General features: G+C 62.2%; 13 protein-coding genes. 9 read left to right on the top strand and 4 right to left on the bottom strand.

All coding sequences use genetic code 11. The features are described 5' to 3' along the window. Positions 1 to 41: 41 nt before the first annotated feature. The 3 genes from RBH19_RS00335 to RBH19_RS00325 all read right to left on the bottom strand — a co-directional run bounded on the left by RBH19_RS00335 (position 42) and on the right by RBH19_RS00325 (position 1419). Entirely contained in the window at positions 42 to 617 is a 576-nt protein-coding gene (locus RBH19_RS00335; RefSeq protein ID WP_306726808.1) for a porin family protein, read from the bottom strand. A gap of 42 nt (positions 618 to 659) precedes the next feature. Further along, complete coding sequence (locus RBH19_RS00330; protein ID WP_306727279.1) at positions 660 to 812, bottom strand: DUF3096 domain-containing protein; 153 nt, start codon at positions 810 to 812, stop codon at positions 660 to 662. A gap of 64 nt (positions 813 to 876) precedes the next feature. After that, entirely contained in the window at positions 877 to 1419 is a 543-nt protein-coding gene (locus RBH19_RS00325; RefSeq protein ID WP_306726807.1) for a Smr/MutS family protein, read from the bottom strand. A 149-nt stretch (positions 1420 to 1568) separates the two neighbouring features. Here RBH19_RS00325 and surE point away from each other — a divergent pair, with 149 nt between their 5' ends. From surE to rpoS, 5 genes are all read left to right on the top strand, one after another. Beyond that, entirely contained in the window at positions 1569 to 2327 is a 759-nt protein-coding gene (surE, locus tag RBH19_RS00320) for a 5'/3'-nucleotidase SurE (protein WP_306726806.1), read from the top strand. Further along, positions 2324 to 2983: a protein-L-isoaspartate(D-aspartate) O-methyltransferase gene (locus tag RBH19_RS00315; protein WP_306726805.1), complete on the top strand. Its 660-nt coding sequence runs from the start codon at positions 2324 to 2326 to the stop codon at positions 2981 to 2983. Before surE ends, RBH19_RS00315 begins: the two co-directional genes overlap by 4 nt. Further along, positions 2983 to 3564 (top strand): YqaA family protein, encoded by a 582-nt coding sequence (locus RBH19_RS00310; RefSeq protein ID WP_306726804.1) that lies wholly within the window; start codon positions 2983 to 2985, stop codon positions 3562 to 3564. The genes RBH19_RS00315 and RBH19_RS00310 overlap by 1 nt, the downstream gene beginning before the upstream one ends. A 79-nt stretch (positions 3565 to 3643) precedes the next feature. Further along, positions 3644 to 4405 carry a peptidoglycan DD-metalloendopeptidase family protein gene (locus RBH19_RS00305; RefSeq protein ID WP_306726803.1) on the top strand — a complete coding sequence of 254 codons (762 nt, stop codon included), beginning with the start codon at positions 3644 to 3646 and terminating at the stop codon, positions 4403 to 4405. 98 nt (positions 4406 to 4503) lie between these two features. Then, a complete protein-coding gene (gene rpoS / locus RBH19_RS00300; RefSeq protein WP_306726802.1) occupies positions 4504 to 5490 on the top strand; it encodes an RNA polymerase sigma factor RpoS in 987 nt (328 codons plus the stop codon). A gap of 67 nt (positions 5491 to 5557) precedes the next feature. On the opposite strand, the gene RBH19_RS00295 is transcribed toward rpoS, so the two are convergent. Next, the gene (locus tag RBH19_RS00295) at positions 5558 to 5956 is read right to left on the bottom strand and encodes an Mth938-like domain-containing protein (protein WP_306726801.1); all 399 of its coding nucleotides are present in this window, start codon (positions 5954 to 5956) and stop codon (positions 5558 to 5560) included. Between the two features lie 30 nt (positions 5957 to 5986). Between RBH19_RS00295 and RBH19_RS00290 the strand changes: the two genes are divergently transcribed. The 4 genes from RBH19_RS00290 to lysS all read left to right on the top strand — a co-directional run bounded on the left by RBH19_RS00290 (position 5987) and on the right by lysS (position 11568). Beyond that, positions 5987 to 7033, top strand: coding sequence for a hypothetical protein (locus RBH19_RS00290; RefSeq protein WP_306726800.1), 1047 nt, complete (start codon positions 5987 to 5989; stop codon positions 7031 to 7033). Further along, on the top strand, positions 7030 to 8766 hold the full coding sequence (gene recJ, locus RBH19_RS00285; RefSeq protein WP_306726799.1) for a single-stranded-DNA-specific exonuclease RecJ: 1737 nt from the start codon (positions 7030 to 7032) through the stop codon (positions 8764 to 8766). The genes RBH19_RS00290 and recJ overlap by 4 nt, the downstream gene beginning before the upstream one ends. An 85-nt stretch (positions 8767 to 8851) precedes the next feature. Beyond that, positions 8852 to 9980, top strand: a protein-coding gene (gene prfB, locus RBH19_RS00280; RefSeq protein ID WP_306726798.1) for a peptide chain release factor 2 whose coding sequence is annotated in 2 segments (ribosomal slippage) — positions 8852 to 8956 and positions 8958 to 9980 — 1128 coding nt in all. Because the reading frame shifts where the segments join, the coding sequence is not laid out codon by codon here. 82 nt (positions 9981 to 10062) lie between these two features. Further along, positions 10063 to 11568, top strand: a complete 1506-nt coding sequence (gene lysS / locus RBH19_RS00275; protein ID WP_306726797.1) for a lysine--tRNA ligase — start codon at positions 10063 to 10065, stop codon at positions 11566 to 11568. Positions 11569 to 11692 lie beyond the last annotated feature (124 nt).

The raw sequence follows: 11692 nt of genomic DNA, 5'->3' as shown, positions 1-11692 counted from the left end.
ATGGGCCCCTGCCTTCATTACGAGGCGGCAGGGGCCGCCCATTATCGTCCCAGCGTGCGGGTGAAGCTGAGCCGGGTTGCGCGATAACGGATATCCGACCACTCCATGCCCAGCTCGGCACGCCAGGCATTGCCAAGGGTGCGACTGATCGCGGCGGACAGGTAGGGATCACCCCCGCTGTCACCGGGCAGGATGCCGCTGGTATCGAATTCCCACTGCATCCAGCCCAGGCCCGCGCCCAGGCTCCAGTTGGAGCCGATTTCCCACTGCCGTGCCATGTCGACGGTAAACATCTGCAGTCGGCCGCTTTCGCTGATCAGGATGAGCGGGCAGGCACCGTTGTCGGGGCAGCTGTTGGTGACCGCGAATCCACGGCTGCGCTGATAACGGGCACCCAGGCGCCAGTCCGGCGTGACGTGATACGCCAGACCGACACCCAGGCCCGCTCTGCGATCATCAACCTCACTCCACCAGATGTCACCGCGGGTAATGACACGGTCGATGGACTGACTGCTTGTCTGGATGGACGCTGACCAGTGGCCGGCCGTCACTGGCGGGGACAGCCACATCAGTACGATCACAAGGCCTGCACACGCAGGCAGTCTGCCTCGATTCATGACTGATACCTCCCCCGATCGGTAATAAGGGATGGCCGCGGTTCAGGTGACGTAGGGCAGCACCTTCAGAACGCCCACCACGATCAGATAGATTGCCACGATGTAGTTCAGCAGCTTGGGCTTGATGAGAATGAGCACCCCCCCAATGATGGCGAGGATGCCGGTGAGCAGATTCACATCGATGGACATGGTGATTTACTCCTGTTGGTCGTGGTCATGAGCTTTCGCGGGCTTTCGATTGAACCCCTGAGTATCCCGGTCAGCCACCGCCGACGAGGACATACATTGCCCCGGTGCCGCCGTCGTTCTGCCGCGCCGAGCAGAAGGCGATGACATCCGAGCGTTTCTGCAGATAGCTGTTCAACCGGGTCTTGATCACAGGTCCATTGTTTCCGGAACGCAGCCCCTTGCCGTGGATGAGGCGCACGCAGCGAATGTCACGTGCCTGACACTCGGCCAGGAAATAGGCAACACAGAGCCGGGCATCACGCCAGTTCAGCCCGTGCAGATCCAGTTCATCACGCACGGGGATCCGCCCCCGTCGAAGGCGGCGCAGGACATCTCGCCGGACGCCGGGTCTGGCGTACTGAAGCACTTCCCCGGTTTCGGGCAATTCCTCCCAGTCACCGGCAAGGGAGGCCTCCTTGACGGCTTCCTCGTCAGCGCGGCGGAAACGGGCCCGGGGAGGGGGGCGGCGTGAAGCACGCTCGGCACGGTTGTCGTCCGGCAGGGGGCGTACGCCATCCAGGCTTTCCCGAAACAGTGCGATATCCTCGTCGGAGAGTGAGTTCCTCTGGCTCATGGCGCCCTCCCGGGAGGCCGATGCGGACATGGGGAACAAGTTACCATGATCCGGGCACCGGCATGAACGCTCGGTCCGGGGGCGGGGATGGTATAGTGTGCCGCGCCCCGGGCCAGAGCGTCCGGGCCGGCAACCCGGAAGATCACACTATGCAGATTCTGGTCAGCAACGATGATGGTTACCTTGCCACCGGTATCCGTGTCCTGGCGGCGGAACTCGCCACCATTGCCCGGGTGGTGGTCTTCGCGCCGGATCGCAACCGAAGCGGTGCCAGCAACTCCCTGACCCTGGATCGACCCCTGCGAATTCACGAAACAGGCCCCGGCGTTTTCTGCGTTGAAGGTACGCCCACCGATAGCGTCCATGTGGCGATTACCGGGTTGCTGGATAAGCAGCCGGACATGGTGGTCTCCGGCATCAATGAGGGTGGCAACCTGGGGGACGATGTCCTTTATTCCGGGACTGTTTCGGCGGCGATGGAAGGGCGTTTCCTGGGTCTGCCCGCCATTGCGGTTTCCCTGGTCATCAACGGTGGTGGTCATTATGAAACCGCGGCCAGGGTGGTGCTGGAACTCATTGCGCGCATGAAAAGAGATCCACTCCCGGCCGACACCATTCTCAATGTGAACGTGCCGGATCTGCCCTATGACGCCCTCCGTGGTTTCGAGGCGACCCGTCTCGGGCATCGCAAGCGCGCCGAGGCCGTCGTCAGGGACACCGATCCGCGGGGCCGGACGGTCTACTGGATCGGCCCGGCCGGCGGGGAGGAAGATGCCGGGCCGGGGACGGATTTTCATGCCGTGCGGTCGGGCGCGGTGTCAGTGACCCCCTTGCAGGTGGATCTGACCCGGTATTCGGCCATTGATCAGATCGCCGGTTGGCTCAACAAGGGGGAAATAGCCCAATGACACCGTTGCAGAGTGGTATCGGCATGACATCGGCCCGAACTCGTGACCGCCTGGTGCGGCGGCTGCAGGAAAACGGAATCCAGCACCCCGCAGTGCTTGAAGCCATACGCCACATACCCCGGCACCTGTTTGTCGATGAGGCGCTGTCCAGTCGGGCCTATGAGGATACGGCGTTGCCCATCGGTCATGGTCAGACCATTTCCCAGCCCTGGGTGGTGGCACGCATGACCGAAGCGCTGATTGAACAAGGCAAGCCGGAGAAGGTGCTCGAGATCGGCACCGGCTGTGGCTATCAGACGGCAGTGATGAGCGGCCTCGTCGGTGAGGTCTTTTCCGTGGAGCGTATCGGGGCGCTGCTGCAGCGAGCCCGCCGCAATCTGCGCGAGCTGGGAATCAGAAACGTGAATTTTCGTCACGGTGACGGATACGAAGGGTATCGGGACAAGGCGCCCTTTGACGCCATTCTGGCGGCGGCGGCACCTGCCGTCGTCCCGGAAGCTCTGCTGGCGCAGCTGGCAGACGGCGGGGTTCTGATCATACCGGTGGGTGAAAGCGGTGCCCAGCGTCTGTTGCGCATTCGTCGACAGGGTGATGAGTTCCATGAGGAGAACCTTGGCCTGGTGAGCTTTGTGCCCCTGAGGAGCGGGCGTATCTGATGCGTCCATTTTCCTTTCTCTACCGGCGGGTCATGCGCTGGTCTGCCCATCCCCACGCACCGCATTACCTGGCGGGCCTGAGTTTCGCGGAATCCACCTTCTTCCCCGTGCCACCGGACGTGATGCTGGCTCCCATGACCCTGGCCAGACCCGGACGCTGGCTTCGTCTCGCCCTGATTACCACCATCGCATCGGTGCTCGGTGGCGTGGTGGGCTGGTTGATGGGCTATTTCGCCATGGAGCTGGTGATGCCGATGATCGAAGAGGCCAGCTATCGCCAGGCCTATGAGCTGGCACGGGAGTGGTTTCACGACTGGGGATTCTGGGCCGTGCTGCTGGCGGGTTTCTCGCCGGTGCCCTACAAGATATTCACCATCGCCGCCGGCGCCCTGGCACTCAATCTGCCCCTGTTTGTTCTGGCCTCCATCATTGGTCGGGGCGGCCGTTTCTTTCTCGTGGCCTGGCTGGTGAGCTGGGGCGGACCACCCGTGGAGGCACGACTGAAACAGCACATTGATCTCATCGGCTGGATGCTGGTGTGCCTGTGTGTCCTTGGGTTTCTGATCTGGCGTTTCTGGTAGAGGGCCGCCACTACAGTCCGTGGCACTTCTGTTGTAGCCTAGGCCGGTAAACCGATCATTCCTCAGCGGATACTCCTCCATGATGCGAAACAGGGGAACAATGCGATTCGGCGCGGCATTGGCAGCGCTGCTGCTCGCATTGTTCATCACGGCCTGTGCCGGCGCTCTGCGCTGGGCGCCGGAGTCCTATACCGTCAAGGAGGGCGACACCCTCTATTCCATCGCATTCCGTCATGGCATCGATTACCGTGAACTGGCGGCCTGGAATGGTATTGGCGCAGGCTATCTGATTTATCCCGGTGATGAGCTCATTCTGCAGGATCCGGGCCGTCGCCCGGCTGCAAGCGGTGAGCGCACAGCGGCCGCATCCACCACCGGCACCGGCGGCAGTCGTCCATCCGCAGGATCCCAACCCGGAAGTGAAGGGCGCAATGACAGTCGCCCGACCCAGCCACCCCGTCGCCGGACGGACCTCAACTGGGTCTGGCCCGTGGAGGGGGAGCTGATCAATCGTTTCGGTGACGGTGCGATGGGCAAGGGGATCCAGATTGCGGCGGAGGAAGGCAGCAACGTGATGGCAGCCGGTCCCGGTCGCGTCGTGTATACGGGTAGTGGACTCATCGGTTACGGTAAGCTTATTATCATCAAGCACGATGATGTTTTCCTGAGTGCATATGGGCATAATCAGGAGATTCTCGTGGACGAAGGCGATGAAGTGCAGGCAGGTGACCGGATTGGCCGAGTGGGCCTTGGCCGGGGTAATCGTTCCATGCTGCACTTCGAGATTCGTTCCGAGGGTAATGCGGTTGACCCGATGCAGCATCTGCCGGCCCGTCGCTGATGTTCCGGTCATCGGGAACCACGGTGAATGATGACTTCCGGCCGTGCAGCGCTCACTGACAGGCGCCAGGGTGCGGCCTTGAGAGACAGAGGGGTCTTATGGGGGTCAAAGAGACGGAAGGAAATGTTGATCCGGCTGATCCGGATCTGGTGACCTCCCGGGGAAACCCGGACGAGGGGGGCGGAGATTCCCCGGAGGTGGCCGAAAGCTTTGACGTGGAATCGGCCACCGGGCGTGGTGGTTTTGCGGAAGAGCAGCTGGATGCCACCCGCATGTACCTGAGTGAAATCGGTTTCTCCCCGCTGCTGACCCCCGAAGAGGAAGTGTATTTTGCACGCCAGGCCCTGGCCGGGAACGAAGCGGCGCGCAAGCGCATGATCGAGAGCAATCTGCGCCTGGTGGTCAAGATCGCACGGCGATACAACAATCGTGGCTTGCCGTTGCTGGACCTGATCGAGGAAGGCAACCTGGGCCTCATTCATGCCGTCGAGAAGTTCGATCCCGAGCGGGGTTTCCGTTTCTCGACCTACGCCACATGGTGGATCCGTCAGACCATTGAACGAGCCATCATGAACCAGACCCGTACCATTCGCCTGCCCATCCACGTCATCAAGGAAATCAATCTCTACCTGAAGGCCGCGCGAAAGCTGGCTCAGGATCTGGACCGTGAACCCAGCCCGGAAGAGATCGCCGAGACCCTCGATCGCCCCCTCCAGGATGTAGAGCGCATGCTTGGCCTCAACGAGCGAATTGCTTCCGTTGACACGCCCATTGGCAAGGACGGTGACCGCATGTTGCTGGATGCGATCCCGGACGATGGCAACAGCGACCCGTCACGTCTGCTGCAGGATCAGGATCTGCTGGCCGTGGTGGATGTCTGGCTCGGTCGTCTGACGGACAAGCAGCGGGAGGTCGTACAGCGGCGTTTCGGCCTGAACGGCCATGAAAAGGCCACTCTGGAAGAGGTCGGAAATTGCATTGGCGTGACACGCGAGCGTGTGCGTCAGATCCAGATGGACGCGCTCAAGCGCCTGCGTCGCCTGCTGGAGAAGGAAGGCTTGTCGGAAGAAGCCCTGTTCGAATGAGCCCCTGTTCGAATGAGCCAGGGTGCGCGTAATCGATTCATTCGCGCCGGGGGACGGCGCGAGGAAATCAGTCAGGCTCCCCCTCATCCTCAATCATCAATAGACCCGCCATCACGGATCGCTCCTCGGCCACCAGCACGTTGAAGGTACGGCAGGCAGCGCCGGTATCCATGAATTCCAGGCCAATGCCCTGGCCCAGTACGGCTGCGAGGATTTCCTGACGCGGTATGCGGGTTCTCGCACCCGTGCCCAGGAGAATCACCTCGGGCCGCTCAGCCACCATGGCATCAAAATCCCCGGGCTGAAGCTCATTAAATTGCTCCGGGCGCCAGCCCGTGTCCAGGCGGAACGGGGTCAGAATGAAGCTCTGCGTGATAAGATCATTGTTCACGCGCACCTCACCCGGTCCGTAAGCCCGGATCAGGAGACGCGCGTCGTCACCGAGGAAGTCTTTCTCAACCTTCATGTTTTCCGCTCGCTCCCGAGTGCCTGATTGATGCACAAGTCTAACAGCCCGATCCCGACGCCTGACAGTGGCCTGACACTCAACCTGCCGCAGTTGCTGGCTGTCAGCCCCGTGCTTCTGGACGGGCTGCGGCACCGGGGTGTGGCATTGCCTGCGCTGGAAGCGTTATTGAGTCGCGGGCAGTGGGAAGCCGCGGTCACGAACGATGGCGGAGCCTGGCCCCAGGCCGCCCTGGCACTGCTCGGTGAGGGTGGGCAGCCGGGAGACGCCTATCTGCTGCGCGTTGACCCGGTCCATCTTCAGGCGGATCAGGATCACCTGCTGCTCTGGGATTCGGCCACCATTGATCTCACCGAGAGTGAATCCCGGGATCTGGTGGCAGCCTTCAATGCCCACTTCGGCGATGACGGCCTGAGTCTCGAGCGCATGTCCCCGGATCGCTGGTATCTGCGCCTGCCGGATGCCCTGGAGGTCGAGACCCGTTCGCCCCTGGAGGTGAGCGGGAGGAACCTGTTTCATTTCATGCCTTCTGGCCCCGATCGATCCCGCCTGGAGCAGCTGATCAATGAGACCCAGATGCTGTTTCACGACCATCCCGTGAATCACGCACGACGCGAGGCCGGGCAGATGCCCGTCAGTGGAATCTGGCCCTGGGGCGGTGGTCGCCTGTCGCAGGCGGTGACCCCGCCGCCGTGGAGCCGGGTGATGGCGGATGATCCCATTTTCCGGGGGCTGGCCATCCATCATGGTCTGAAGCAGGCGCCGCTTCCGGCCGATGCCGATGAGTGGGCGAAGGAACCGATCCAGGGGCAGGATTTCCTGCACCTCGAACAAGGAGGACTGGCCGCACGGATGGGCGATGAGCCGGCCTGGCTGGCGGCACTGGAAGCGCTCGAGCGAGATTGGTTCCAGCCCCTTTCACGTCTGTTGCTGCGTGGCCAGCTGAAACAATTGCGTCTGCAATTGGGTGCCCTCGGCGTCGTGGTGCTCTCCCCGTGGGGTCGCCGTCGATTCTGGCGCCGCCGGGTGCTGTTGCCGGACTGGATTGAAGGGCATCGGGAGAATCGTTCCCAATGAGTGTGTCTTCACGAATCCGGCGTCGCCAGGTGGCGGATGCCGCGCGCCTCCCGGCCCACCTTCACCCGGTACTTCGGCGTCTTTACGCGGCTCGCGGTGTCCGCGACAAGCGGGAGCTGGATTACGGCAGCGGAAAGCTGCTCACCCCGGAGGCCCTTGGTGGCATGCCCGATGCGGTGGCTCTGCTGGAGTCCCACCTGGCTGGCGGTCGTATCCTGGTGGTCGGCGATTTCGATGCGGACGGAGCCACCAGTACGGCCCTGTTGCTGGACGCACTGCGTGCCATGGGCGCGGCCTCCGTGGATTATCTGGTGCCCAATCGCTTTGAGTACGGCTACGGCCTGACGCCGGAGATCGTCGCCCTGGCGCTTGGCCGGCCTCAGCCGCCGACCCTGATCATTACGGTGGATAACGGGATCTCGAGCCTGGAGGGCGTGGCACTTGCCCGGGAGCGCGGGGTGGACGTGCTGGTGACGGACCATCATCTGCCGGGGCCAGAGTTGCCAAATGCCAATGCCATCCTCAACCCGAATCTTCCCGGTGATGACTTCCCCAGCCGCCATCTTGCCGGGGTCGGCGTGGTGTTCTATCTCTTGCTGGGCCTGCGCGCTCACCTGCGCAAGCGCCACTGGTTCGCGGAAGGGCAGCGCAAGGAGCCCCGCCTGGCGGACTGGCTGGATCTGGTGGCGCTGGGCACGGTAGCGGATCTGGTGCCGCTGGATCACAACAATCGGATTCTGGTGCACCAGGGTCTTGAGCGCATGCGCTCGGGGCGCCTGCGCCCGGGCATCGACGCGCTGATACGCGTGGCCGGGCGCCAGCGAACCGACATCAATTGCGCCGATCTCGGCTTCGCTGTGGCACCCCGCCTGAATGCAGCCGGTCGCCTGGATGACATGTCACACGGTATCGAGACCCTGCTGGCCACCGATGGGGATCGGGCCTGGGAAAGAGCTCAGGTGCTTGATGCCATGAACCAGCGGCGCCGGGACATCGAATTCGAAATGCAGCAACAGGCCGAACGCGCCATCGATCGGTTGCAGGTGGCCGAAGGTGAAGGTTTGCCTTCGGTCGTCACCCTGTACAGGAAGGACTGGCATCCCGGCATTGTCGGTCTGGTGGCATCGCGCATCCGGGAGCGGATCCATCGGCCTGTGGCCGCGCTGGCACGGGGTGAGAATGGCCGGCTCAAGGGATCCCTGCGATCGGTCGCCGGCATCCACATTCGGGATGTACTCGCCGATGTGGACACGCGTAATCCCGGGCTGATCGAGCGTTTTGGCGGTCATGCCATGGCGGCGGGCCTGAGTCTGCCGGAGAGCCAGCTCTCGCGTTTCCGTCAGCAATTGGAACAGGCCGTCGATAGGGTCGCCGACAGTGATGCCCTGGCGGGTATCGTGTTCAGCGACGGGGAGCTGCCGGCACGTGACTTCACGCTGGAATTCGCCGAAACCCTGCGTCGGGCCGGTCCCTGGGGACAAGGGTTCCCGGAGCCGCTGTTTGACGGGGTGTTTCATGTGCTTGACAGCCGGATTGTGGGGGAGCGCCACCTGAAGTGCCGTCTTCAGCTGCCGCAGGTGGCCACGCCCATTGAAGGCATTGCCTTCAACCCCCCGGCGCAGTGGCTGGATGGCCTGCCGGAGCAGGTGCGGCTCGCCTATCGTCTTGACGTGAATGAATACCGGGGGCTGCGCCGCCCGCAACTGGTCATTGAGGTGATCGAAGCGGTGTAGGCGGGCGCCTGTGGTTCATCGGATCGCGCGGATGGTGTAGCATACGCGGGTTTTCGCCCCAGCCGGGGCGCCTGTCGTAATGCTCATGCAAGCTGGAGTAAAGATCGTGTCGGACGCCGTCGAAAGCAACGTCATTCAGCGCCAGATCGCGGACCTCAGGGAGCGCATCGACGCGCTGAGGGGGTATCTTTGACTACGCTGAACGCAAGGAACGGCTGACGGAAGTCACCCGCGAACTGGAAGATCCCGGCGTCTGGGATAATCCCGATTATGCCCAGAAACTTGGCCAGGAGCGTGCGCGCCTGGTGGAGATTGTCGATCGTCTGGATGAGGTCGGTCAGCGGGCCGATGATGCCGCCGAACTCTTCGACATGGCCATGGAAGAGGGCGACGAGGCGACCCTGCAGGAATTGCCCGCCGAACTGGATGGTGTGCAGTCCATCATTGAAGGTCTGGAGTTCCGCCGCATGTTCTCCGGCGAGATGGATGCCAATAATGCCTACATGGACATCCAGGCCGGTTCCGGCGGCACGGAGGCCCAGGACTGGGCGGAAATGCTGCTGCGCATGTATCTGCGCTGGGGTGAGCAGAAGGGCTTCCGCACCACCCTGATGGAATGTTCCGCCGGTGAAGTGGCGGGCATCAAGAGCGCGACCATCAAATTCGAGGGAGATTACGCCTTCGGCTGGCTTCGCACCGAGACCGGTGTGCATCGCCTGGTGCGCAAATCCCCGTTCGATTCCGGCAATCGTCGACATACCTCCTTTGCCGCCGTGTTCGTTTCCCCCGAAATCGATGACGATGTGGAAATCGAGATTGATCCTTCCGATCTTCGCATCGATGTCTATCGCGCCAGTGGCGCCGGCGGGCAGCACGTCAATACCACTGAGTCGGCGGTTCGAATCGTGCACGAACCCACGGGGATCGTGGTGCAGTGTCAGACCGAGCGCTCCCAGCACAAGAACAAGGCCACGGCCATGAAGCAGCTGAGGGCCAAGCTGTATGAGCACGAGATGCAGCTGCGGCGCGAGAAGCAGGCTACGGTGGAAGAAGGCAAGGCCGACATCGGCTGGGGTAGCCAGATCCGTTCCTATGTGCTCGATCAGTCGCGCATCAAGGATCTGCGCACCGGAGTGGAAATCGGTAACACCCAGGGTGTGCTGGACGGGAACCTTGATCCCTTCCTCGAGGCCAGTCTCAAGAAAGGCCTTTGAGCCAGACTCCGTCATCCGGCCGGTGTGAATGCGCCGGCCGCTTCCAGATTTTTTCAACCGCGGCCCGGAGGGTAGCAGGCCCATGAGTCAGGAACAGGAAAACAAGCTCATCACTCATCGTCGTGAGAAGCTCGCCGCCTGGCGGGAGAGCGGCAAACCCTTCCCCAATGACTTCCATCGGGATTCCCTGGCGGAGGATCTGCATGGCACCTACGGCCAGCGAAGCGGCGACTCCCTTGAGGAAGGCGAGATTCGCGTCAATGTGGCCGGGCGCATGATGGAAAAGCGGGTGATGGGCAAGGCCAGTTTCGCGAAACTCCAGGACAGCAGTGGCCGTATCCAGCTCTTCGTGCAGCGTGATGCCCTGCCGGAAGGCGTGTACAAGACGTTCAAGACCTGGGATGTGGGTGACATCGTTGGTGCCGTCGGGACCCTGTTCAAGACAAAGACGGGCGAGTTGTCGGTCAAGGTTGAGTCCATCCGCCTTTTGACCAAGTCACTGCGGCCGCTGCCGGAGAAATTTCATGGTCTTCAGGATCAGGAGATCCGCTATCGTCAGCGTTACCTGGATCTGATCATGAACCGTGAGGTCATGGAGACGTTCAAGGTCCGCACACGCATCGTTCAGATCGTGCGCGACTTCATGAATGCTTCCGGTTTCATGGAAGTGGAAACCCCGATGATGCAGTCCATCCCCGGGGGAGCCACGGCACGACCCTTCATTACCCATCACAATGCGCTCGATATGCCGCTTTACATGCGGGTGGCGCCGGAACTGTTTCTCAAGCGGCTGGTGGTGGGCGGCATGGACAAGGTCTACGAGATCAACCGGAATTTCCGCAATGAGGGCGTGTCCACCCGGCATAATCCGGAATTCACCATGCTGGAGTTCTACCAGGCCTACGCGGACTATCATGACCTGATGGCGCTCACCGAGCGCCTGTTTCGCAGCATTGCCGAAGCGGTGTCCGGTGGTGACGTGGTGAATTATCAGGGTGAGGCCTACGATTTTTCGAAGGATTTCGAGCGCCTGACCGTGGAAGAGGCCATTCTGCGGTTCAATGATGACCTGGATCGCAAGCGCCTTCGGGATCGGGATTACCTCGCCGGCGTGGCCGAGAAACTGGGTATCGCCGCGGAGAGCGCCTGGGGTGCCGGCAAGCTGCAGCTTGAGATATTCGAGAAGACCGCGGAGCATCGCCTGATACAGCCGACCTTCGTGATTGACTACCCCACCGAGGTTTCGCCGCTCTCTCGACGCAAGGATGACGATGCCTTCCTGACGGAGCGATTCGAGCTGATCATCGGCGGGCGTGAGCTGGCCAATGGCTTCTCGGAGCTCAACGACGCCGAGGATCAGGCCGAGCGGTTTCTCGAGCAGGCGCGCTCGAAGGAAGCCGGCGACGAAGAAGCCATGGTCTACGATGCCGACTTCATTCGTGCCCTGGAATACGGACTGCCGCCGACGGCCGGAGAAGGTATCGGTATTGACCGGCTGGTCATGCTGTTCACCGATTCGCCGTCCATACGCGATGTGTTGCTGTTCCCGCTCATGCGCCCGGAAGCGGGTGACAGCGGTGCGGAGTAAGTCGCGAAGCCATTCGGCCCCGCAGAGGATGTCGCGGTGCGGAGAAGGGAAGTCGGGCCGTGAGGATTCAGGCGGCGCCGCCAGCCGGGGTCAATAAGACCCCGGCTGGCCTGATGCCTTGCTT

The sequence above is a fragment of the Natronospira bacteriovora genome (assembly GCF_030848495.1).
Lineage (GTDB): Bacteria > Pseudomonadota > Gammaproteobacteria > Natronospirales > Natronospiraceae > Natronospira > Natronospira bacteriovora.
This window is presented reverse-complemented; position numbering and strand designations above follow the sequence as displayed.

Coding starts and splice junctions, on each gene's coding strand:
- RBH19_RS00295 (WP_306726801.1), bottom strand. CDS start 5,956: ATGAAGGTTGAGAAAGACTTCCTCGGTGACGACGCGCGTCTCCTGATC.
- recJ (WP_306726799.1), top strand. CDS start 7,030: ATGAGTGTGTCTTCACGAATCCGGCGTCGCCAGGTGGCGGATGCCGCG.
- RBH19_RS00290 (WP_306726800.1), top strand. CDS start 5,987: ATGCACAAGTCTAACAGCCCGATCCCGACGCCTGACAGTGGCCTGACA.
- RBH19_RS00335 (WP_306726808.1), bottom strand. CDS start 617: ATGAATCGAGGCAGACTGCCTGCGTGTGCAGGCCTTGTGATCGTACTG.
- RBH19_RS00310 (WP_306726804.1), top strand. CDS start 2,983: ATGCGTCCATTTTCCTTTCTCTACCGGCGGGTCATGCGCTGGTCTGCC.
- RBH19_RS00305 (WP_306726803.1), top strand. CDS start 3,644: ATGATGCGAAACAGGGGAACAATGCGATTCGGCGCGGCATTGGCAGCG.
- RBH19_RS00325 (WP_306726807.1), bottom strand. CDS start 1,419: ATGAGCCAGAGGAACTCACTCTCCGACGAGGATATCGCACTGTTTCGG.
- rpoS (WP_306726802.1), top strand. CDS start 4,504: ATGGGGGTCAAAGAGACGGAAGGAAATGTTGATCCGGCTGATCCGGAT.
- lysS (WP_306726797.1), top strand. CDS start 10,063: ATGAGTCAGGAACAGGAAAACAAGCTCATCACTCATCGTCGTGAGAAG.
- surE (WP_306726806.1), top strand. CDS start 1,569: ATGCAGATTCTGGTCAGCAACGATGATGGTTACCTTGCCACCGGTATC.
- RBH19_RS00315 (WP_306726805.1), top strand. CDS start 2,324: ATGACACCGTTGCAGAGTGGTATCGGCATGACATCGGCCCGAACTCGT.